At 55.1% G+C, this 20,559-nt stretch carries 24 protein-coding genes; 10 read left to right on the forward strand and 14 right to left on the reverse strand.

Going from position 1 to position 20,559, the window contains the following annotated elements; translation table 11 throughout:
- Positions 1–9: 9 nt before the first annotated feature.
- The 10 genes from ACR0J2_RS18905 to ACR0J2_RS18950 all read right to left on the reverse strand — a co-directional run bounded on the left by ACR0J2_RS18905 (position 10) and on the right by ACR0J2_RS18950 (position 7,329).
- Entirely contained in the window at positions 10–1,065 is a 1,056-nt protein-coding gene (locus ACR0J2_RS18905) for a TrbL/VirB6 family protein (protein WP_152460680.1), read from the reverse strand.
- A complete protein-coding gene (locus ACR0J2_RS18910; protein ID WP_152460681.1) occupies positions 1,062–1,562 on the reverse strand; it encodes a hypothetical protein in 501 nt (166 codons plus the stop codon). Before ACR0J2_RS18910 ends, ACR0J2_RS18905 begins: the two co-directional genes overlap by 4 nt.
- Positions 1,559–2,305 (reverse strand): type IV secretion system protein, encoded by a 747-nt coding sequence (locus tag ACR0J2_RS18915; protein WP_152460682.1) that lies wholly within the window; start codon positions 2,303–2,305, stop codon positions 1,559–1,561. Before ACR0J2_RS18915 ends, ACR0J2_RS18910 begins: the two co-directional genes overlap by 4 nt.
- Positions 2,305–2,442, reverse strand: a complete 138-nt coding sequence (locus tag ACR0J2_RS18920) for a hypothetical protein (RefSeq protein WP_170425207.1) — start codon at positions 2,440–2,442, stop codon at positions 2,305–2,307. The genes ACR0J2_RS18915 and ACR0J2_RS18920 overlap by 1 nt, the downstream gene beginning before the upstream one ends.
- On the reverse strand, positions 2,439–4,823 hold the full coding sequence (locus ACR0J2_RS18925) for a VirB4 family type IV secretion/conjugal transfer ATPase (protein ID WP_480813478.1): 2,385 nt from the start codon (positions 4,821–4,823) through the stop codon (positions 2,439–2,441). The genes ACR0J2_RS18920 and ACR0J2_RS18925 overlap by 4 nt, the downstream gene beginning before the upstream one ends.
- Positions 4,798–5,076, reverse strand: a complete 279-nt coding sequence (locus ACR0J2_RS18930) for a VirB3 family type IV secretion system protein (RefSeq protein ID WP_170474365.1) — start codon at positions 5,074–5,076, stop codon at positions 4,798–4,800. The genes ACR0J2_RS18925 and ACR0J2_RS18930 overlap by 26 nt, the downstream gene beginning before the upstream one ends.
- 3 nt (positions 5,077–5,079) lie before the next feature.
- Positions 5,080–5,361 (reverse strand): hypothetical protein, encoded by a 282-nt coding sequence (locus tag ACR0J2_RS18935; protein ID WP_170474368.1) that lies wholly within the window; start codon positions 5,359–5,361, stop codon positions 5,080–5,082.
- Positions 5,358–6,041 (reverse strand): lytic transglycosylase domain-containing protein, encoded by a 684-nt coding sequence (locus ACR0J2_RS18940; protein WP_367396996.1) that lies wholly within the window; start codon positions 6,039–6,041, stop codon positions 5,358–5,360. Before ACR0J2_RS18940 ends, ACR0J2_RS18935 begins: the two co-directional genes overlap by 4 nt.
- Before the next feature lie 466 nt (positions 6,042–6,507).
- Positions 6,508–6,819 carry a thermonuclease family protein gene (locus tag ACR0J2_RS18945; protein WP_171676710.1) on the reverse strand — a complete coding sequence of 104 codons (312 nt, stop codon included), beginning with the start codon at positions 6,817–6,819 and terminating at the stop codon, positions 6,508–6,510.
- A gap of 153 nt (positions 6,820–6,972) precedes the next feature.
- A complete protein-coding gene (locus tag ACR0J2_RS18950; RefSeq protein ID WP_171676708.1) occupies positions 6,973–7,329 on the reverse strand; it encodes a hypothetical protein in 357 nt (118 codons plus the stop codon).
- 491 nt (positions 7,330–7,820) lie between these two features.
- Between ACR0J2_RS18950 and ACR0J2_RS18955 the strand changes: the two genes are divergently transcribed.
- From ACR0J2_RS18955 to ACR0J2_RS18965, 3 genes are all read left to right on the forward strand, one after another.
- Positions 7,821–8,207 carry a hypothetical protein gene (locus tag ACR0J2_RS18955; RefSeq protein WP_171676706.1) on the forward strand — a complete coding sequence of 129 codons (387 nt, stop codon included), beginning with the start codon at positions 7,821–7,823 and terminating at the stop codon, positions 8,205–8,207.
- A 369-nt stretch (positions 8,208–8,576) separates the two neighbouring features.
- The gene (locus ACR0J2_RS18960) at positions 8,577–9,845 is read left to right on the forward strand and encodes a helix-turn-helix domain-containing protein (protein ID WP_171676704.1); all 1,269 of its coding nucleotides are present in this window, start codon (positions 8,577–8,579) and stop codon (positions 9,843–9,845) included.
- A 208-nt stretch (positions 9,846–10,053) separates the two neighbouring features.
- Entirely contained in the window at positions 10,054–11,007 is a 954-nt protein-coding gene (locus ACR0J2_RS18965) for a helix-turn-helix transcriptional regulator (protein WP_171676703.1), read from the forward strand.
- 417 nt (positions 11,008–11,424) lie between these two features.
- Here the strand turns inward: ACR0J2_RS18965 and ACR0J2_RS18970 are convergent, their stop codons facing one another.
- Positions 11,425–11,922 (reverse strand): L,D-transpeptidase family protein, encoded by a 498-nt coding sequence (locus ACR0J2_RS18970; protein WP_171676746.1) that lies wholly within the window; start codon positions 11,920–11,922, stop codon positions 11,425–11,427.
- A 472-nt stretch (positions 11,923–12,394) separates the two neighbouring features.
- Positions 12,395–12,847, reverse strand: a complete 453-nt coding sequence (mntR, locus tag ACR0J2_RS18975; protein WP_171676701.1) for a manganese-binding transcriptional regulator MntR — start codon at positions 12,845–12,847, stop codon at positions 12,395–12,397.
- Between the two features lie 116 nt (positions 12,848–12,963).
- Between mntR and ACR0J2_RS18980 the strand changes: the two genes are divergently transcribed.
- The 4 genes from ACR0J2_RS18980 to phnE are packed head-to-tail and all read left to right on the forward strand — an operon-like array spanning position 12,964 to position 17,187.
- The gene (locus tag ACR0J2_RS18980) at positions 12,964–14,817 is read left to right on the forward strand and encodes a cytochrome c peroxidase (RefSeq protein ID WP_170634649.1); all 1,854 of its coding nucleotides are present in this window, start codon (positions 12,964–12,966) and stop codon (positions 14,815–14,817) included.
- Positions 14,817–15,677 (forward strand): phosphate/phosphite/phosphonate ABC transporter substrate-binding protein, encoded by an 861-nt coding sequence (locus ACR0J2_RS18985; RefSeq protein ID WP_171676699.1) that lies wholly within the window; start codon positions 14,817–14,819, stop codon positions 15,675–15,677. The genes ACR0J2_RS18980 and ACR0J2_RS18985 overlap by 1 nt, the downstream gene beginning before the upstream one ends.
- Positions 15,674–16,444: a phosphonate ABC transporter ATP-binding protein gene (locus tag ACR0J2_RS18990; protein ID WP_171676697.1), complete on the forward strand. Its 771-nt coding sequence runs from the start codon at positions 15,674–15,676 to the stop codon at positions 16,442–16,444. Before ACR0J2_RS18985 ends, ACR0J2_RS18990 begins: the two co-directional genes overlap by 4 nt.
- The gene (gene phnE, locus ACR0J2_RS18995; protein WP_171676695.1) at positions 16,444–17,187 is read left to right on the forward strand and encodes a phosphonate ABC transporter, permease protein PhnE; all 744 of its coding nucleotides are present in this window, start codon (positions 16,444–16,446) and stop codon (positions 17,185–17,187) included. The genes ACR0J2_RS18990 and phnE overlap by 1 nt, the downstream gene beginning before the upstream one ends.
- A 202-nt stretch (positions 17,188–17,389) precedes the next feature.
- On the opposite strand, the gene ACR0J2_RS19000 is transcribed toward phnE, so the two are convergent.
- Both ACR0J2_RS19000 and ACR0J2_RS19005 read right to left on the reverse strand, forming a co-directional pair.
- Positions 17,390–18,151, reverse strand: coding sequence for a transglutaminase-like domain-containing protein (locus ACR0J2_RS19000; RefSeq protein WP_171676693.1), 762 nt, complete (start codon positions 18,149–18,151; stop codon positions 17,390–17,392).
- A 97-nt stretch (positions 18,152–18,248) separates the two neighbouring features.
- Positions 18,249–18,677, reverse strand: a complete 429-nt coding sequence (locus tag ACR0J2_RS19005) for a MerR family transcriptional regulator (RefSeq protein ID WP_170424832.1) — start codon at positions 18,675–18,677, stop codon at positions 18,249–18,251.
- Positions 18,678–18,926: 249 nt separating this feature from the next.
- On the opposite strand from ACR0J2_RS19005, the gene ACR0J2_RS19010 reads away from it, so the two are divergent.
- Genes ACR0J2_RS19010 through ACR0J2_RS19020 form a run of 3 tightly spaced genes read left to right on the forward strand, consistent with a single transcriptional unit; the run spans position 18,927 to position 20,538 of the window.
- Positions 18,927–19,454, forward strand: coding sequence for an SCO family protein (locus tag ACR0J2_RS19010; RefSeq protein WP_171676744.1), 528 nt, complete (start codon positions 18,927–18,929; stop codon positions 19,452–19,454).
- Between the two features lie 5 nt (positions 19,455–19,459).
- Complete coding sequence (locus tag ACR0J2_RS19015) at positions 19,460–19,882, forward strand: disulfide bond formation protein B (RefSeq protein WP_171676691.1); 423 nt, start codon at positions 19,460–19,462, stop codon at positions 19,880–19,882.
- A complete protein-coding gene (locus ACR0J2_RS19020; RefSeq protein WP_171676689.1) occupies positions 19,879–20,538 on the forward strand; it encodes a DsbA family protein in 660 nt (219 codons plus the stop codon). Before ACR0J2_RS19015 ends, ACR0J2_RS19020 begins: the two co-directional genes overlap by 4 nt.
- Positions 20,539–20,559 lie beyond the last annotated feature (21 nt).

Here is a 20,559-nt window from a genome sequence, read left to right on the forward strand (position 1 = left end):
TACCTCGATTTATGAAGATTTATTGGCGCGAGCTTGTCGAATGCTCTGCCGGTAACGGTCAGCGGCGTAGCTCTGACGAGCTGCCCCATCCTGATTTCGGGCTCTGTGCGCTATGTCCCGACGCGCTTGCATTGCGCGAGACGCGCTGTCACGAACGCCAGTCCCGTCACGTGCTGCGGAAGCCATAGCAGCGGCAGTTTTCCCACCGGCTACTGCACCCCTTGCGCCGTCGCTTGCAGTGCCCAATGCACTTCTTGCGGCTGCTGCAGCACCAGTTGCCACGGCAAGACCCGAGGATGCCGAAACGATTGCACCCGACATCCCGCCCGCGAGCGACGGGATCTGCGTGAGCATCACGATTGAAACAATGCAGATCGCCAAAAACCGGCCACTGGCCTCCATATTGTTCACATCCTCAACAGCGGTCAGTTCGGAGCTGAAAAGGGCCTGAATAAGAGAAACGATGCCTGTCAGAACGACGATGACCATGATCAGGCCAACAGTCGTTTTCGCCCAGGCTGCGAAGATATTGGCTGTTGCCGAGCTGAGCAGCGTTGCGATGAAAACAGGCGCTAGACCCAGCAGGACCGCTAGACCGCCTTTTGCGATCAGCGCCATGCCGGTGCCAAAAGCAACGATGACAGCCCCAACAACCCAGAGAATAGCCCCGGTGATGCTCAGACCCCAGGTTGCGTTTTCAATAGCCTGCTGGCCCATCAAGAAACACTGAAGCGCAATGTCATCGAGTGCTTCCCAGACATTTGTTGTGCCGGTCAGTTCTCCGGCAATCGTGTCTGGGAGGCTCGAAATGCCCTGATAAATGGGTTGAAAGAAGCTCCAGCTAGAAGCCATACCAATGATGATCGTCGCCCGAATGATCCAGCCGACATAGCCACCAAACCCGATTTCTCGGATTTGAAGCACACCGTTGATCAGCATTGCCACGAAGATCAGCGCGGCTATTGCCCAGAGGGCGGATGCTAGATCCGCCGCCAGGCTGTTGTATGCTTGCTGCGAGAAGTTATTTAGCGCAGCCTCAATCGAGCTGACGAAATCTTGGATCACGGCCCACAAGCCTCCTCAATTGCAGGGCGCAGAGCTTCCAGACGGGTCCGTTGCTCTTTTTTCAGCGCGGCAAGATTGTCGGACGGTTGGGTCCAAAACTCGTCTTGGTCAGCTCCGACCTTTTGGGCGGCGTCCTCACGGCTTAAACCGCCCAGCGGACATTCGGTGCTGAAGGTCTCGCCAGATTTGCGCAGAATGCATTGCTCGATGGTGGCCTCGTGCGCAGCGATGACCTGTTCATTCAGGATCACCACCGACCAGTTGGTCACAAGAGGCTGCTTGTCTGCGGATTGGCCCGCTTCGGCCATGCGCGCTTGATCGTTTTTGACGAATTGACGACCGTACTCACGCGCACCCGAGTACCCAAGGCACTTACGATATTCACCGAACGGCATATCGACCTTGGGTGATGGGCGCAGCTTCACCTGTGCCGATGCAGCCCCCGACATAACGGCGGCGGCTGCAATGGTCAGGATGAGAGTTGAGCGGAGTTTCATTGTGAGGTTCCTCGTACATAGTTGCTGAGTGTCGAAAGATCGGCAGCGGTTGCAGCCAGATCCGTGCCCGACGCCAGAGCATTAGCCGAGGTTGCGCGTAAGATTTCAATTTCAACCTGAAGGAGTTTAAGGAGAACCGCCGTGTTGTAGTCGATTGCATCCTTCAGATCTTCTTGCTGACCGATTTCACCGCGCAGCTTTTCTGCATCTTCGGAGAGCTGACCGGCCATGTCATAGCCATTCTCACCCAAGGCCGATGCCATCAAGCCAGCGCCACCTCGCTCCGAGAGAATGCGCCGGGCTGGCACGTCTGACGTACTGAATTCTTTAAGGATTCCATTGTTCAGCCCCAGGCTGATTGATCGGCGTTCCATCGCGAGTCCGGCGACGCCTGGAAGATCGCCAATCGTATCTTCGGTCGCGTTCAAGGCGTATCCAAGCGTGTCAGCTGCCGTTGCCAGTTTCAGAAAGCTGCGGCTGTTGAACTGGTCCAGATCCGTCAGACCACTGATGGTTTTGAGGGAGTTTTCGAGCAGTGCCCTCTGCTGCTCGAGCTTCTCATATTGTTGCATCAGCTGTTCGTATTGGCGGACCATTTCCGCGACTTCGCGGGCCGAATTGGCTGCGTCCTGTGCAATGGCCGTGGCGTCGATGGTCGGAACACCTTGGGCTGCCGTCATAACTGGCAGGGCGGCCAGAACCGAAACAGCAATGGTTGTGCGGAATTTCTTTGAAATATCCATCAGACAAACTCCAAGTTTTCAGGGGAGGTCATGCGCTCAAAGTCACAGGCGCATTTGCTGCGATAGCCCGAATAGGTGCTGGTGCAGGCCGAGACAGCGGCCAGAACTACAAGGGTGATGACAAGGCGGGCTTTCATGTGATTTCCTTCCAGAAGTTGGGGTTTTTTCGCCAGTCAGGATCAGGGAACGATTTTCCGTCTGATCCGCTCAGAACACGAAGAAGCGGGCCGAGCGCGCCGACATCGACATCGAGCCAAACACTCTCATCACCTTTCTTCATGAGCATTACGCGGTCGCCAAAATGCGCCCTCAGCGCGCCCAGCTCTGAATCGTTCAAGCCGATTGCCCGGTAGTCTGCTTCATTGCCGGATCGAGAGGGGAACAAGAGTTGCGTGCTGGTGTTTTCCAGGATCGACTTACTTGCCGCTGACGACAGGAGGTGATCGGGGATCTGCGTCATCATCATCATCATGACGTTCAGCTTCCGATACGTGGTGTAGGCATTTATGAGGATGCCAGCGCCATAAGGGTTGCCAGCAATTACCCATGCTTCATCAATCACAAAGACAGTGGGTATCTTGGTGGCGCAGCGGCGTTCAATCTGGCGCATGACGTAGCTGATCCATGCCAGCCGCACCAATTCGTCATCCAGAACCTCAGAAATATCGAACACAAGATGACGGTCGCCAGCAGCAAACGGATCTGAGCCACCCTCGCCAAACATCCAGGACAAGCGGCCTTCGCCCGCCCATTCACTTGCACGCTTGTACAGGTTCTTGTCATCGTCAAAGGCTCTGAACCGTTCCACCAGTGAATCGAAGTTCTGAAGCGCAGGCGGCAAAGTGGCATTGGCTTGGCAAGCCCTTGTGATTTCATCCTTCTGATCGGTGGTCAGTGGTTCGTCATAGCTCAACAGGGCAATGACCCAATTGGCGAGCCAGCTTTGCCCAGCCTCATCCGTCTCGGTCTGAAAAGGGTTCATGCCGGTTGGCTCACCAACTCGGACGCGGATGTACTGCGCACCGAGCGCCCGCATTGGAGCCTCCATTGCCCGGTCTTTGTCAAAAGCGATGATCCGCGCGCCCTGTGCAACCGCCATTGTTGCCAGCAGCATCGCGATCACAGTTTTACCCGAGCCGTTCGGTCCAAGAACGATCGTATGCCCGGAGGGCAGGTTTTCAGGGTCGTTACTGGTCTTGGGAAGGTGCAGCGAAACATCGTAGCTGTCCCCGTGTGTCGTCGGGAAAGTCGCCAATGGCCCCGGCCAAGGTAGCTTTTCCGCATCCAACCCTTTGGGGCGCATGTGGAACGCAACCATATCCGCAAAGTTCTGGTCCGTGATCAGTTCTTCACGGGCGCGGAACGCGAAATTGCCGGGGTGCTGTGCGAAGTACACGGCACGGGCCGACATCGCTTCGCGCTTCACCGTGCCACCCGAAATCTGGATTTCACCGATGATGTGTTTTTCGGCGGTTTTCAGATCTTCCTCGTTCCCAAACACGCAGATCGACAGGTGGTGCTTGCCGAGTGACATGGTGCCGGAGGCAATGCCGTCCGCCAGAATGGACAAATCCTCTTCAAGCGACTTTGCCTTGTCGCCTGCCGAGCGCATTTGTCCCGACTTGCGGCGTTCCATTTCCTGCGCCTGGGCGCGGCTGATCGGCAGGAAGGATTGCGAAATCACAACATCAACCGGCAGGTCCAGCCCGTCGAAAATGCCGGGGAACGAAACCATCGGGTAATTCTTCAGGGAATACACACGGATGGAGCGTTCCTGATCGTCGCCTGTGACCAGTTTGCCGGTCTTGCCCTGAAACAGCACATCCTCTTGCGGCATGTTGAAGGCGATGGGTTCTGCAATGTTTGTGTGAATGATCGGCTGATACCGACCGTTCAACAGCATTCCATAATAACCGAGCCAATGCCCCTCGCTGAGCTTCAGCCGGCGCACACGGGCCTCGCCCAGCGTGCCCGCCAGTGTTGTGAACACACCGTCGAGCTGTTCCATCATTTCTCGGCGTTCCTCGTCTATCGTTCCAGACGACATGCCGAACATCTGTTTTGCCCGCTCATCCTGCCGCTTTTGGAGAATGGCGCTGATGATGATCTTGCGTTCTTTCAGCTCTGCATCGACGGACGCTGAGCGCATGGCCTGCGCCACTGCACCGGCAAAACCGGTTGGATCTGTGATGACATGACCAGTCTCAGCCGGGACGGTCAGTCGATGGATATAAAAAGCCACCTCATTAGGTGTTGTGCGCAACACACGCTCAAACCGTTCGGCCAGGAACTCGAACTCGTTTTCGTCCAGCGTGTTTGCGTTGACACCGGTGATTTCCGCAGCGGCGATAAGACCACCGTTGCGTGTGGAAATGACCTCATCATCCACGACATAGCCATACGGCAACATCTGAAAGAGGCTCATTTCATCCTTGCGCCAGCTCGGCTCGATCAACGAGCGGGCAAGGGTCCACATGCCTCGGGCAGCAGGCTTAGGCACTATAGTAATCTCCCCCATGATGCTGGCGGTTTTTGGTGCGCGGAGTTTTGGAAAGGGTTACAGACAGGACGCGGAAGAAAGCCGGTTCCCATTCGTAAAAGAGGCGAAGCACGGTGTAGAAAGCAAAACCCGCAATGATTGCTGGCGCTATTCCGAACATGAAGAACGAAAGCATGGTCATCCCGAGGATCACCAGCAGATAGATCACGGGTAGGCCGCCCCATTCTGCGGGACGGCTTAGGCCGCGAAAGACGGTATTTCGGCGCGGCATCGATCAGGCTCCGATGAATGTATCGGCAAGGCCAATGACGGCACCCACAACAATCGCGACCACTGGACCCTTCAGCGAGCCCCAACCGAACACATAGGCAAGACAGCCCCAGATGAAGCCGACAGCGGCAAGGCTGACGCCAACAACCTTGGAGTCGGCCAGCGTTTCGTTGATAAAATCGCCAATGGCATCTTGCAGCCAGCCAGCGGAGGCGGGAGCTGCACTGACGATAATCATTGCCAGCGCGAAGAACGCGGTCTGTTGGATGAAGTGGGTTCTTTTCATGAGGAAGTGCTCACTTTGCTTAGGATGATCCGCACGTAGTTGCGGGTTTCGGTGAAGGGGGGGACGCCGCCGTATTCGACGACGCGGTGAGGCCCGGCGTTGTAGGCGGCAAGCGCCAGCTTCCAGGTTCCGAACTCGCGGTACTGCGCCGCCAAATAGCGGGCACCACCGTCGAGGTTTTCTGCAGGGTTCTTTGGGTTCACGCCCAGGTCTTTCGCCGTTCCGGGCATGAGCTGTGCGAAGCCATAGGCACCCTTGGGCGACAGAGCATCAGCCTGATACCGGCTTTCCTGCCAGACCAGCGCCATGAACAACTCTGCCGGAATGTCATGGCGTTCCGCCGCTGCGTGGATTTCTTTAACGATCCGCTCCTGCGACCAGCCGCCCGAGGATCTGCGAGGCCGCGGTGCCTTGCCCGCAATCTCGATCTTTTTCTGTGGCTTGGCCTTCGGAGCTTCCGGTTTTTCATCGAGAGTGTACTCGCGCATCCGGATTGGACAGACGATGCCATTAACGATTTCTGCCCGCGCACCGTTCAGATACACGCTGCCGTCCGGTTCGTATTCGATGACCTGTGCACTGGCATCCGTTCCCAAAGTCGCCGTCAAGAATGCCAACAACGGCCAAACGGCGTTGATCCGACATCTGTTTTCGGTGAAGCTTTTGATGGAGCTGGTCACTAATTTGTCCTCCAAATTAGGTCAGTAGTTTTTACATAATTACTATTATGGGGCGCGGCGTTGGGTCATCGGGGCAGCGGGTATTCAGGTGCCACGAAACAGCACTGTGCCCGTCACGGGCTTTGTAGAAAGCCAGCGTTTTGCTCGGATCAATCAGCCTGAAACTTTGGCCGAAGTGTTGGGATACCCTGCTCGCCTCGGTTGTCAGTCAGCGCTAAGCGGTCGGAGGTGCAGATACCTTGTCCAGGGTCGCACCCATTGACTCTGGCGCGGTGCTGTCCAATCTAGGATCGGCATCTGGGGTTACTGTTTTTACCATAGTACAGTTCTCTCTTGATGTTGGAGGAATGCCCGGATGGATTTGGGGCGTTTCTTGTCCTGTCGGTTGTTGGCGCAATCGACAGGACCGCTCACTGCTCGGTGGTTTTGTTCAGTTTTTCTTTAAGCCGTCGTTCAGTCCTTTCGTCTAACCGCACCAGGACCCGCGTTTTCCGCCCGCGTATGGGCGCGCGAGGCCTTCAGAAATCAGGATTGATCCAACCTCTTTTCCGCTGACACGCGCGGTCGCGAGGAGGCGGCCGTACCTGTCCATTTCCGGGTTAATTTCCAATTCCACCTGGCCGTTGGTTTGAATGATTTCCCTCAGGCGATCTTTGGCTCTCAGTCCCAAAGCTTTTTCGGCGTCGCATTGTGCGCGGAAGGTCTCAGGCGCATCAAACCCAACAAGCCGATACCGGTCGTCACCATGGTCGATCGTGTCGCCGTCAACGGCGATCACCTCAGATGCGCCAAGATTTTTTGTTTGCCTAGTTGGTTCAATCCAAACCGCAGCAATGAACAAAGACGTGAGTACAGCGCTGAGAAGCAAGAGCCGTCTCATGCGCGCAACCCAAAGACACAAGGCGGCAGCTCGTTCGCGCGTGGCCAGTCGTTAGGTTTTGGATTCCGCGTCCAGGGCTTGGGCTGCTTCGAGACCCTCCGGAGTGATCGACTCGATCGTATAATCCGACTTGACGCAGAGAATGCGCCCATCCCCAAATTCCTGGTGATGCTTAAAAAGCCCCGGCCAAAGATCGAACTCTCTGGGCTCAGCCCCCGCGCGTGAGATCTTCGACTTGCACAAGGCCCCGACATAATTCGGTGAGCTGTATATGCAGTGGTACTTAGGTCGTCCAAGGGAAGCGAGTCCGATAAATTCGTAGCGGCATGTAAAGGGAACCTGATCCTCTTTCAGGCCCCGGACCATCTCGATGGTTACCACAGTGTATTGTCTCTTGTTGTCCGCCATGACGACCCCCTATGGGCCGTCTTCTACATCCAAAAGTTGTGGACTAAAACACAATCTACGTCAATATAAGAAAGTCAGCCAATATACGAAATTGGATTGTCAGAAATATATTGGCCGGATATTGCTTAAGCGATTCGCAAGCAGGAGAGACCATCTTGAAACACTCAAAATCCGGAAATCGAACTCGCGCGAAGGCCCTTGCAGTCGCACTCGCCACACTGCCGGCATCGCAGGCCAGTGCCTATCCAATTGACTGCGCGATATTTCTTTGTCTCGCCGGAGGTTGGCCCGCTTCACCCGATTGCACCGCAGCCAGGGCGGAATTCATTCGGCGCATCACACCCTATCCGGTCGAGCCCCCGCTCCAACTCTGGCGCTGTCCGATGAACGCGTCACACAACACCTCAGGTCGGGGTCCAGTGGAAAGGCTGGAAGCTATCAAGCGCACGAGTGCCAGCCCTATTCCAGAGCTTCCATCTGACGATACGACAGTGCCATTGCTGGTAGATGCTGCGATCTCGATAGAAGCAATCCAGGCATTTCATGGCCAGTCCGGCGATAGCTTTCAAGCCACACCGATCAGCGTCGATCTTTCCTCACCCGATTTCGACGTTGTGAGATCCATCAGGGTTTGGGATGTGCGTCACTACAGCTATCGCCGTCGGTCACGGGAGGGAGATTGCGAGCGTTCGCTTGATCTGGTCGTTGGTAGCTATGACGACAACGTAAGCTTTCAATGGTCCGATCAGGCTCCCGCGCCAATCCCAGCCTGGCTGCCCCTTGGCAATCGATGTGAGCCTCCCAGCACCTTTCGCGGTGTTGGTGTTGAGTGGACAGACATATTCGGGTTCAGCGATTACGAACTCATCCGATACTGACGTTGTTTGCCTGGTAGGTGAATGCATTGCCACTGCAGAAGTCAGTGAACGTGCCAGCCGCATTGGCAACGAGGCCGTCTGGGCCAGAGGAACACCCCAAACCCTAAAACAAAAAAACCCCCGCAAGGCGGGGCCTCAGCGGGGATCTTCTTAAGTCAAGTTTGATCACCTGATTTATAGGAAATTCCCAAAATTCTGACAAGGATAAACGCATCTGTGCGAACGGTTTTTCTCTGTCTTTTTGCTGAGGTTCGACGCGCCTTGCTTCCCCGATGAGAAGCAGACCATGAGACCGTTGAACCATACCGAATACCCTGCCCCGCGAAGCTGCGATGACAATTCCGGCCTTTTAAAAGCGAGGCCAAAGCCATGAGCTTTCGGCACATTTCATCTGCCAAACTTCAAAGTGCGCGACGCTACCACAACGGCCTTCCCGAAGGCTGGAACCGTGACAGGTTTCGGCAGCTCTGTGTATGCTATGCCCAGATCAGGGGCGCATCGGCCCAGTGTATTCGCACCTATGAGATAATAATCGACATGATCTCGCCATCTGCTTTTCGGGACCCGTCTCTGGAACCCTTTTGCTACGCGCGACAGGAAACACTCATTGCCGGGCGTGGATTGACAGATCGGACAATCCACAATCATGAACGCGAGCTGGAAGCCATTGGCCTGATCGAGCGCAGGCTCGGCGCTAATGGCGCGCGGTGTAAGCGCAAGGGGCTTGGCCTATTCCTGACCCCTGCCCTGAACCTCATTCCCGAGATGCGCGACGCAGAAGTGCGGAGCAAGGCCGAGAAGAAAGAGCATGATGCGTTGCGCGGTGATCGATCACGGCTTTATCGATATGTAAAGTGCAGCCTCGCAGTGCTTACTTCACTTCCCTGCCCTCCTGACGGCGTGGAAGACATGATGAAGGAATTTCGATCCTGGCCGCGCGCCGACAAGCTGAAATACATGTCGCTGGAGGCGCTTAGGCTACATGTTCAGGCGGCTCACGACCTTTGGAAGCGGATCGAAGATCATATCGCAAAACCCGGTGAAATTTCGGGTGAACCCGAAGCTGGTTTCGGGTCCCATATACAAGACCATATTGAAGAAAAAATTCTGTCCTGTAACGCCGATGGCGAAGTAACAATGTCCTCGGCTGAAGCCTCGGAACCAGATTGTTCTGGCTCTGGGCCTGACGGCCCTCCGAATTGCTTAGAAAGCAATCATCCGACGGATCTGATATCATGCAAGGCCCAAAACCTGCCTCGGGTGAACAATCACATCCTGTATGACCTGGCCTCACCTGAGCTGCGCATGCATATCGATATTGCCGGGGGTGGAGTTCAGAATTCCTCTCCGACACTCTATGCGATCGAGACCGGCGTTTGGTCCCGGCTTTCGGAAATCGGCACCAATATCTCCGCTTGGCATGCGGCAATCGAACGGTTGACCATCATGGGGGCAATCGTGGCTGGAGTGGTCACGGATGCGAGGCTGAGTGATCCGCGGCTGCCGCCCGTGGTTAATCCGGGCGGATATCTTCGCGGAATGGTTAAGGCGGATGAACGAGGTGAATTGAACCTGATTTCCAGTTTCATGGGGCTGTTGGCGCGAAGGGCGCGGGAGGAGGACGACGGGCTTCGCTAGGATACGAGATCGTTGCTCCAACCCTGCTCGTTGGTATGTTGCCAGCTTCGCAAATTCATGGGCCTCACCGGCAAGATTTTGCTCTGTTTCCGCCTCCAGAACAGAACTGTATACAAACCTATGATTGGCTACGGGAATTCCCGAGTGGTTTGTTCGGCTTTAGGTTGCTACTGGGTCGCGAAGGCGACGCGGAACAGAAAGACGACCTATGAAAATCGCAGATATTGGCAATTCTGAACTGGATTTCCGGCAAACCGGGGAGGCACGCCTCCAGGAGATTTGCCAAAGGTTTGGATTGGAAAATGCTTCCTATGCCCATATCGACAAACATCACAACGTTGTCCACGGCTGCACCACGTTTTCAGCCGAATGGGTCAGGTATTACGTTGACAACGATCTGGTTCTGGCCGATCCCCTCATTCGGTTTGGCGCCACAATGATCGCACCGATCGACTGGTCAGTGTTCGACAACCAGGCTGACTACGCAGCGCTTTTTGAGGCAGCCCGAAAATTTGGCGTTGGACGTAACGGTCTTTCCATTCCGGTTATCAACCCCTTCGGGGAGCGGGGCGTATTTACCGTCACGTCCAATGCTCCTCGCACCGAATGGGACGCATTGGTCGCGAAAATGCTCCCTGCCCTGCGCCATGAGGCACAGGTTCTGCACCTGCTTGCCCTAGATGTCATTGAAACTGTATTCAACTTTCCCTCGGATTCCCTGTCAGGCGATGAGCTGGATGTGTTGAAGATGCTCGCGTCGGGTTTGATACCGTCTGTCATTGCCAGGCAGACGGGGCATTCTTCGCGAATGTTAGAGGCACTGACTGCTTCAATCACCACCAAGCTCAAAAGCCGGACGATTGAACAAGCAGTGGCGCGGGCAGTCAGTACTGGATTTCTTAAGTGGAGCGATTTCTTTGCCGACCCTGTGGCCGAACTGGTCAATATGGAAAGTCAGCGACTATGCGGTGGGATTGTCCGTTGGGGTGGCAGGTCTCACGAGTTTATCGCTTTTGAAGACGGCAGACTGGTTCGGAACGCTGATAGCTTTCAGCCGGTCCAGATCACGGATCTCGCGAGAGAGTTTAACTTGAGTGCAAACGAGGTGGTCGAGGAACTTGCGTGTAACCGTGATCAAAGATTGCGGATTAGGTATCTCTGAATTCGGCTAAAACGCACTGCTTTGTCTTTGAAAAAGCCCGCAGGTGCATGTTTCACATAATTTACCTTACGCCGCTGTGCCACCGTAGTAGAGCTCACTCTAACTCTGGTTTCTAAATCTCCTATTCTGCTGAAAATGCGTCACGTTCAAAGCTTGACTACAGAGCCCTTAGACGCGAAGGCAGTAGACGCTGTCACCTTCGTTCGAACAGCCAAAAATTGGAGATTGAGGCCGTATCTCTGCAATGCCCTAGTATAACGGAGGATCTTGCCCAGCGTGGTTTCACAGGACGTGCTTACCAGTTCGCCGAAACAGCGAGTCTGGCGTTGGCCGTGAAAGCTCCAGTAATAGCTTCTGACGCCGTCAACGTAGCGCCAAGGCAAGTCCGCAATCGTTGTCTATTTGGAACCTGTCCCTCTATGAATAGATTTCGATTGGCGTTCCGTCTTTGACCATAGCGTAGATCTCTTCAATCTCCTGATCTGTGACAGCGACGCACCCTGCGGTCCAGTCACGCTTGTTCGTGGGATCAATTCCAGGGCGAGGGCCGCCATGTATAAAAATATCACCGCCCGGAGAACGACCCCGAGCTCGGGCAAACGCAGAATCCGCCTCGTTCGGATAAGAGATTCCGATTGAAAGATGGAAAAGACTTTCGGGATTGCGACGGTCAATTACATAGGAGCCTTCAGGTGTTCGCCCGTCTCCTTCGAATTGCTTGTGACCTTCGGGGGCAAATCCGAGTCCAATCGGAAAAGTTCGCAAGACACGCTCACTACCATCGAGGATAAGTAGGCGCTGCCCTTTGTATAGTCGAAGCCGAGTCACAACCGGCCCATTGTAAGTACGGAACTTGCTTGCACAGCCAGACAAAAAGGCGGCTATGCAGCCAGAGAGAAACAGACGTCTTTTCATAGGAACTGCTCGGCTCATTTTGATTTTTGTCAAAAGAATACCACTAAAGGCCAGTTGAACAAAGGTGTATTGGATCTCGCTAGGACAGGAACCGAAAACTAACTGATCAGTTGTGGCCACCTCGTCAGCAGTGCAATGAGTGCCACTTTGATTTCGACATATGTTATTCTTACGCAGTCTTTTAGTTTCGCCCATTCAGTATGGAGATCGCTGCTTTATTCAGATATTTTGCCGCTGGAAATCTTAACGCCGATTATTAAGTGAGCCAGATCGTCTACCGAATTGGATTCTTGTTCTAAGGGTTCGTTCACTACGCTGCACCTGTGTCGATTTTCAGGTACCACGTAGTTTCGTGCCGCGGGCCACTCACCCTCAGATAGCGTCACTATCTAGCTGCAACTTAGGACAATCTCTGTCGATCTGAAATTAGATCTGCCAAATTTCGCAAACATATTTGAGGCTCTATTTGCTTCTACTTTGCTTCATCGGCCCGCCCAACGAACCGTTCAAACACTGCAAGAGTTTCGTCACTTACATGATGCTCAATGCCTTCAGCGTCATGCTCTGCGACTTCCGGTGAAACGCCCAAGGCGATCAGGAACTCCACGACAATCCGGTGACGCCTTCTACAAGCTTCCGCCAATTGACGCCCGGCATCGGTCAGCTGAAGTGAGCGGTAGGGTATTTGCTCAATGAAACCCTCTCGTTTTAAACGAGCCAAATTCTTGGAAACCGTAGGTTGGGTCACGCCCAATCGCTCGGCTATTTCGACCGGGCGCGCCGCGCCATTCTGATGGATCAGCTCCGCGATAAGTTCAACGTAGTCTTCAACCATTTCGCTTTGGTGGGCCTGTCGCACAGCCTCAAACCCGCTCGCCTGGGTATCAATACTACGATCTGAATTTACCGGTTTTGTTTCGGTCATCGGCTCATGATTACGTCGCTGGTCTAGTCTCCAGTGTATGCACCTGAAAGCCGAGCTTGACAATGAGCATGCCTTCATCATTAAATTAGACAAGGCTAACTTTAATAGACAGTGCTATGAAACATCTGATAGCGTCCACACTTCTTTGCGCACTGCCAGTGATCGCGGATGCCACGGCGATTGAAGAATCGCCTTGGGCCCCACGCGCTGCCGCGTATCGACTGACCTTGTTCATGGGGAACCTAACCCCGGTTCCCTGGGATGAAATTGAGAGGAGTTGGACTTCGCCCGCACCTGGCAGTGACATTCAGGTCGCTCCCCTATCACGCGTCTCCGACAACGAAGCGCTTGCGATCAACCAAGCTATGCAAGCCGAAGATCGGCAGGCGCTGTTCGAAGCAAGCACAACTGCCATTGCGGAGGGAATCCTGCGCCATCTGGATGTCGCAAAGACCGCGCTGGGTCAGCCTGAGGCGGCCCGCGAGGTCGCGCAAGCGGCTGCTCTGTTCCGCGCATTCGAAGATGGTATCAAGGCTGCGGACACGTCGGCGGCTCGCGACCTGGGTCGGGCATGGCTGGTTCTGAACTCCACCCTTGGCAGCGCAGGAGTACTGGGCAACGGCGCCCAAACGGTGGATGCCGACCAATTTGCAGAAGCTCAGGCCATTGTCGCTGCCTATATTCGTGCCAACTATCTGCCATCCGAGTATGCCCAACGCGACAAGTTAACACCGCTGCCTGAAACAGTTGTGCTTTCCGGCGAACAAATCACAATGCCCGCCACGCTGCCGCCAGGGTCAAACATCGGAGATCAGGCGCAGCTGCCGCGGCTGGTTCTTCAGTTTGAGGAGGCGGGTGAGGATGAAGCTAATCTACCGCTGGTGGCCTACGGTGACATGCTGTTCGACAGCCCCGAAATCTTCGGCGGCCCGGCGCGTGAGTTGGGCATCGCCTGCTCGACCTGCCACAACCGCTCCGACGTGAACCGGGATTTCTTCATTCCGGGCCTTTCATCCCATCCGGGTGGGATGGATGTGGACGGATCGTTTTTCAATCCAATGTTCAATGACCGGACCGATGATCACTTGGACACGCCTTCTATGCGTGGCATCCGCTTTACCGCACCTTATGGCCGCGACGGGCGCGAACCCAGCCTGCGCCGGTTCATCCGAAATGTGATTGTGACCGAATTCGCGGGAAAGGAACCAACGCCGTTCCAACTGGACGCGCTGGAAGCCTATGTCAAACAGTTCGACTTTCTTCCCAACCCAAAGATCGACCGGTCCGGCAAGCTGACCGATCTGGCGTCAGATGCCGCCAAGCGCGGGGAGTTGCTGTTCAACACCAAATTTGCCGGACTTGGTGACAAATCCTGCGCTTCGTGTCACACGCCTGACCGTCAGTTCCGCGATGGTCTGACCTACGACATCGGCAGCGCTGAACCACCATTCCCCGGCGGCACGGCTTCTGCGTTCGAAACCCCGACGCTGCGCAACGTCAATTTCACTGCACCTTACATGCATGACGGATCGCTGCCGACGCTGGCCAGCGTTGTTGACTGGTTCAATGATACCAAAAATTTGGGTTTGGACGAAGCACAGCGCGCAGATCTGACGGCCTACGTCGAAGCTGTTGGAGACGGTGAAGACCCCTATCAAGTATTCGAAGGTCGCAACAGCGTATTCCGCTTGTCCTGGGAAGAGCTGACGACATTCGCCAGTACGCTCGATACCCTGCTGCCGATGCAGGATGCCGAAAACATAGCGGTTCTGATCGACACGGTAGCTCCTGATCTGGCCGCGGATGCCAGTGTCATGGTCAATCAGAACGCCAAGCCCGAAATCTACGAATTCGCCGCGATCCTGCGAGCGGTTGGCGATGCCAGCGCCGAAGGAAACTGGACCGAAGCCATCCGCCAGTGGGAACTGTTCAAGTCCATGCAGGCCGAAATTGACGAGAGGATGTTCTGATGTTGTCGCGCCGCAATTTTCTGGTCGCTGCAGCCGCATCTGCAGCCATGCCCGTAATGGCTGCAACTGACCAGGGGCTGAAGCTGGCCTTCATCCCGCAGGAGAACCCCGAAAAGCTGTTGGGTGACATCAACGTCATCACCGGCTGGCTTTCAGAGCAGATGGGCGTCCCGGTCACGGGGTTTGTCACGTTCGACCACGCTGCTGCCGTTGAGGCGCTGCGCAACGGTGATGCCGATATCTCGTTCATGGGAGCGTTGCCCTTTGTGTTGGCCGAAGACCAGATCGGCGCCGTACCGCTATTGTCCGAGGTTTATCGCGGGCAACCCAGCTATTCGGGCCGGGTCTTCGTGCGGCGTGACAGCGGAATCGAAACGCTGGCCGATCTCCGGGGACGTGACATCGCCTTTTCCGATCCGGTCTCGGAATCCGGTTACATCTATCCGCTTGATCTGTTTGTGCGCGCCGGGCTGTTCGCGGGCACGGGCGATGCCGACAGCTTTTTCGGGCAGAAATTCTTTGCTGGCGGATATCAGCAAGCGATGCAGGCCATGGCCAACGGACTGGTCGATGCGGCAGGCGCAAGCCAGTATGCCGATCTCTATCTGACCCCGGATCAGCAGGCCGAGGTCAAGGTGCTGGCGGAATCAGAACAAATTCCCAGCCACGCAATCATTGCCCGCCCTGATCTGGACGCCGGGCTGCAGGCAAAGTTCATTGAAACCATGCTGCGCCTCAACGAGAGTGAGAACCGTCATCTGTTGGCCTACCTCTATGGCCCGGATGGCTATCTTCCTGCTGATCCATCGGTTTACGAGGGCGTGCGCGAGACTGCGCGGCGGTATGGGTTTCTGAAATGAACCCTGTAGTTTCACTCAACGCGGTATCGCAGCACTTTGCCAGTGCGGCAGCTCTTACAGATGTTTCAATATCAGTGCAGCCCGGTGAAAGCGTCGCGCTACTCGGTCCTTCGGGTGCGGGCAAATCAACGTTGCTGGCGTTGTTGGACGGTCGTTTGAGCGGTTGGCAGGGCGAGGCTCAGGTTTTGGGCCAGCCACTTTTGGCAACAGGAATTCCATCCCGCGAGGACCGTGCCAATACTGGCTTTGTCTTCCAGGAATTCGCATTGGTTGATCGGCAGAGTGTTTATCAGAATGTGATGAACGGTCGGATGGGCCGGATGAATATCTGGTCCTCACTCTGGGGTCGGTTCCGGGAAGAGGACCATATGTGCGTGACACGAGCGCTTCAGGATACGGGGCTGTCCGATCTGGCAAGCCGCCGTGCCGATCAGTTGTCGGGTGGACAACGGCAGCGCGTTGCGATTGCCAGATGTCTGGCACAAGAACCCGAGTTGATCCTTGCGGATGAGCCCGTCAGCAATTTGGATCCTGCTCACGCCGAACGAATTCTGAGCCTGATCACCAGCTCTGCACGTAGCCGCGGAATCGGCGTCATTTTCAGTTCGCATCAGCCAGACCTGTCGCGCCGCTTTGCTGAGCGCATCATAGGCCTGCGAGATGGCGTGGTATTGTTCGACAAACCGTCGGCTCAATTGACCAACGGGGACATCGATGAACTGTATCACGGTGCCGGTGTCACATCGGGGCTGCGTGTAGTCAGTTGATGGGCCGATCTGTCATTTGGGTCATGCTGGCACTGGCGATCCTATGGTCGTTGACCAGCGGGGATATGGGATTGGGCAAGCTGCCAGGCGCGGGCCCCCGTCTGGCAGAGTTTCTGGGGCGTATGATTCCACCTGACCTGTCCGTTTGGCGCGAGGTTCTGACGGGGCTGGCCGAGACACTGAGGATCGCCATTCTGGGAACATTGTTTGCTGTAATCCTGTCCGCGGGACTGGCCGTTCTGGCGTCTGAAACTATGGTGTCACCAGCGATCTGGCGTCCCGTCCGTGCCTTGCTTGCGGTTATCCGTTCGATCCCGCTGATCCTGGTCGCTATGCTAATGGTGGGCGCTGTTGGGTTGGGTCCACTTCCCGGTATTCTGGCAATCACATTTCACGCGACCGGCATGTTGGCAAAGTTCTATGCGGAAGCCATCGACAACGTTGCTATCGCTCCTGTGGCGGCGCTTGAAAGCGCGGGAGCCAACAGAATTCAACAGTTGCGTTGGGCGATCTGGCCGCAGATGGCGCCTGTGATCATGCGCGATACCGTATTTCGGTTTGAACTAAATCTGCGCGAAAGCCTGATACTGGGCATTGTCGGTGCCGGTGGCATCGGGTTGTATGTGCAAACCTATGTACGGTCGTTTCAGTATGAAAAGGCTGCGACCGTGACGTTGGCAATCATTGTTCTGGTTTTATTGTCAGAGGCGCTGAATACGGCCTTGCAAAAACGATTCAACTAAGCCGGAATTTCCGAATTCTCCAAAGAAAAGGCTCGCGTCTTTCCTTTTCTTCCATCGCGGTTGAAGGTTGGATGCTTCGCTTGAAACCGGGACGGTGTAGTCTGCTACACACGCCCTCACGCTGGTTTGTTAAAGCCTCAAGCTTGCTTGATTGATTGAAAATCGCCTGCGTTGAGGAAAATTCTTGGTTCCAATCTAGCGTTCAAACGGATTCACCGCTGTTTCCATGGGAATGTGTTGCCGAAACAATTGCTACCAGCCTGCCAGTGCGTAGTGCTCTGACACGTGCGTTCATCCAATGCCTCACGACGACTCGGTACATCAGTTCACGGAAAAAGCCAAAGTTCTGCCTGTGACGGACATAGAAGGAGTCAGGGGAGTCAAAGACCCCAAAATCCTGCACGATGCCGTTTCTTTGAATGTATGTGTCACGGCCTTCCCATTCGACCTGGGGATCGCTCAGGCAATCCGTCCCCACACCATACCCACACAGGCTTTCTGTTTTGGGAAATGTCTGCTGCAACACGCGTAAGAAAAGCTCATCCAGAATAAAGCCTTCCAGCTTTAGCCACGTACCCTCTGCTTCGACTTCGACCCATGAATGCACAATCTCCGTCGGCGCCATCGGATAGAAAAGCTCGGGAACCACACCCCTCTGCAATTCTTTGTGGATCGTAAAGCCATGCAAACGGCATCGGATACCGCTGCCGCGAAACAGTGCCATCAGAAGAGTGCCCTTGGTATTGCATTGCCCATAGCCATTGGCGAGTACCTCTGACGCCGGGATATCGTCTGCACGGTTGTAACCAAAGGCAATCTCGTTACGCACGAAATCATAAATAGCGCCAATTCGATCCAATACAGGCAGATCGGGCCAGCTCCGTTCAGTTATGAGCCCCAAAATTGCGGGTGTTTCAAAATCAAGCAGAGGTGTGGCGGTTAGCAACGGGTCTCGGTTCAGCATTTGGTCTCTCGTCGAATCAACTCAGAAAGACTTGTAATTGCTATAGTGACTATAGCTTCAAGAGGCTAATTCCAGTTCGCAATAACGCTGCCCGGAGTTAGGCGCCGATGTCTTCGTGATCAGTAAGACATTCGGAATGATCGCGTAGAACTTCGAGAACGCGACAATCCGAGGTGTTGCCGCCACTGCATTCATGCACCATGCGCTCTAGCTCGGTCCGCAACGCTTCTAGCCGCGCCATTCTTTGCTCAATCTGTTTGAGTTGTCGGCGCGCGATACTGTCGGCTTCATGACATGGGCGATCCGGATCGTCGGACAAATCAAGCAGTTCGCGTATCGCCTCAAGCGAAAACCCCAATTGGCGGGAATGACGGATGAATGCAAGGCGATCCAGTTCGGCATGGCCGTAACGCCTCTGGCCACCTTCGGTGCGCCCCGGTTCCGGCATAAGTCCGATCTGCTCGTAGTAGCGGATCGTCTGAACCTTGGTTCCGGTCTTTTTTCCAAGCGTTCCGATCGTCAGCATCTGGGTCTCCTTACAAAGCTACAGCTTATGTAGGCTCGGGTTGACGCCGCACAATAGCACCTTCTAGACGGTGGACCTGTGACACCCAGCCGCAGGCTCAAAATCCCCTTTGAACCTCTAGCAGGTAGAGGGTGTACATGCCGTTCTGAACCAAGAATCACAGGCGGACGGCTAACTTTGAAACTGACCGTATTTCAAAAAATCTTATGGGTACTGGCTGGTGTCGCAACGGTGGCATTTGCCTATCTGATGCTGTGGTCAGAATATAGACCTGCGCGGATTGAGGAGGGGTCTGTTCCGTTCGAAGCCAGGTTCGAACTGACAGATCACTCTGGTGTTGTCCGTACCCAGAACGACTTTGCAGGCAAGTGGATGTTGGTGTTTTTCGGTTTCACCAACTGCCCCGACGTTTGCCCTACAACACTGTCCGAGGTGGCAGCAGTGCAGGAAGGTCTGGGAAATCAATCAACCCAAGTGCAACCTATCTTCATATCCATCGACCCCGAGCGCGACACTCCGACCGTCCTGGCCGAGTATATACCACTTTTCGATGCGGGGATCATTGGGCTTACAGGCACGCCAGAACAGATTGCGCAAACGTCCAAGACCTTTCCGATTTTCTACGAACGGATCGAACAAGCCACTGCGCCGGACGGTTATACGATGGGGCATACCTCTCATCTGTTTCTGTTCAACAAGGACGCTGGATTCGTTCAGTCCTGGTCATATGGCACGCCTGCCGAAGAAATTCTTGCGGATCTGAAACAGAGACTCTGAGCACCATGTCCCGGTTTTCCAAAGATACACTTCTTGGCCTGGCCTGGGCGATTGCCCTGGTTGCGTCTCTTTCTGTTCTGTTCATTGGAGAGATCCTGGGGCAGACGCCCTGTGTGCTGTGCTGGTTCCAGCGTGCGTTCATGTTCCCATTGGCGATCGTACTGGGGCTTGGCCTGTGGTGGCAGGACCAGAACGTGGGCCGATATGGGATAGCACTGGCATTGGGGGGCGCTGCTGTCGCCTTGTGGCACATGGGCCTGTATGCTGGTCTAATCCCCGAAAAAATCCAACCATGCTCGGCCAGTGGTCCGTCCTGCACGGACGCAAATCAAAGTGTTTTGGGCATCCCGATTCCGCTGATGGCGCTCGTTTCATTCGCGCTAATCGGCGTTCTGTGCGCCCTTTCACTCAAGGAGAAACAAGTATGAACAGACGTGGCCTGATTTTGTCCGTTCTCGCATTCGGTGGTGCCGGATTCGGAGCCGCTTCCTGGTACGTGAACCGAACGACCGCTTCAGGCAATACCGAGCCTGTCGCACCCGAAATCGCTGAAACACTTATCCGTTCCTACTCGCCTGTTCTCGGCCCAAAGGACGCACCGGTTACAATCGTCGAATTTTTCGATCCGGCTTGTGAAGCCTGCCGCGCCTTTCATCCGGTCGTGAAGGACATCATGGCACAGCATGGAGACGCCGTGCGCGTTGTGATCCGGTACACCCCTTTCCATGGCGAGGGCTCAGAGGAGGCGATCCGCGTGCTTGAAGCGGCACGCATGCAGGGGGTCTTTGAACCAGTGCTGGAAGCCGTGTTGCGAGAGCAGCCCAAATGGGCCGCGCATGGTGCGCCTGAACCTGGTCTTATTATTCGAATTGCAGCAGCAGCGGGACTGGATGCCGAGGCCGCGCAGGCACAAATGCTCGCACCCCAGACAGTCGGTGTGCTCAATCAGGATCGCGCTGATGTCGAAGCGGTCGGTATACGGCAAACTCCGACATTCTTCGTCAATGGCAAATCTCTGGATCCGTTTGGTGAGGCTGAATTGAGACGCCTGGTCGCTGCAGAAGTTGCAGCACTGCAAAGCTGAGCAGTAGCGAGAGGTACTATG

The organism is Ruegeria sp. CG4 (assembly GCF_056537185.1).